This window comes from Planomonospora algeriensis (assembly GCF_977012225.1).
In genome coordinates, this window is the sequence record NZ_CDRNDK010000882.1 from 1 (window position 1) to 1,252 (window position 1,252).

The window sequence follows — 1,252 nt, forward strand, 5'->3', positions numbered from 1 at the left end:
GGCCGTGCTCGACCCCGCTCTCCCGCCCGCCCGGCTGGCCGCCCAGGCGGCCGCCGTGGACGCTCGTGCGCTGCTGTGCTGCCCCGGCACGGTCCCGCCGCCCGAACTGGCCGGCCTTCCACCGGTGCGGCCCCTTCCCCCGGAAGAAGCCGGCACGGAGACTTCCCCGGGAGAGAGCGGCCTGGAGGATCCCTCAGGAGGGGGCCGTGCGCAGGAGCCGGGACCGGGCCCCGGGCCGGTCGTGCCGGCCGGGGAACGCGGGTACCTCTCCTTCACCTCCGGCAGCACGGGCGATCCCAAACCCGTGCGGGCGGCGGAAGGGCCGCTCGCGGGCTTCCTCGACTGGTATCCCGGGGTGTACGGCCTGACCGGGCGGGACCGGTTCGCCCTGCTCGCCGGGCTCGCGCACGACCCCCTGCTCCGCGACGCCTTCACCCCGCTCGTCCTGGGCGGCCCGCTCCACGTGCCCGACCAGGACGACATCCGCGACCCCGCCCGCCTGGCCGCCTGGCTGCGGGACCGCGCCGTCACCGTCGCCCACCTCACCCCGCAGCTGGCCGTGCTCGTGGCCGCCGCCGGGGTGCCGCTGCCGGACCTGCGGCTGGTCCTGCTCGGAGGGGACCGGCTCACCTGGGCGCAGGCCGCCCGGTTCCGGAAGGTCGCGCCCGGCGCGCGCCTGGTGAACGTCTACGGCACCACCGAGACGCCCCAGGTCCAGGCGGCCTTCGAGATCACCGGCGGCGGCCGGGGGGAGCCGGCGGACCACGGAGACCATGGAGACCACGGCGACCTCGGTGACCGCGGCGGCTACGGCGGCCATGGAGACTACGGAGATCGCGGCGACCACGGCGACGCCGTCCCGGTCGGGCACGGGGTCGGCGGCGCGGAGCTGCTCGTGCTCGGCGGGAACGGGCTGCCGGCCGCGGTGGGGGAGCTGGGCGAGGTGGTGATCCGCAGCCGGCGGCTGGCCGAGGGCTACCTCGACGAGCGGCTCACCGGGGAGCGCTTCACCGTCGAGGCGGACGGGGAAACGCGCCGGTACCGGACGGGCGACCTGGGCCGCTACGACCCCGCCGGACGGGTCGTGCTCGCCGGGCGGGCCGACGGCCAGGTGAAGATCCGCGGCTACCGGGTCGAGCTCGGCGAGATCGAGGGCGTGCTCATGGAGCACCCGGACGTCCGGGCCGCCGCGGCGGCGGTCGCCGACCGGCCGGGCGGGCCCGTGCTGCGCGCCTACGCCGTCCCCGCCAGG

Annotated in this window: 1 protein-coding gene; it reads left to right on the plus strand. The window is 77.8% G+C overall.

Annotated features, from left to right (window positions below; all coding sequences use genetic code 11):
- Window positions 1–1,252, plus strand: a 1,252-nt coding sequence (locus ACWJ6R_RS36615; RefSeq protein WP_449066589.1) for an AMP-binding protein, incomplete at both ends; no start/stop codon positions are given.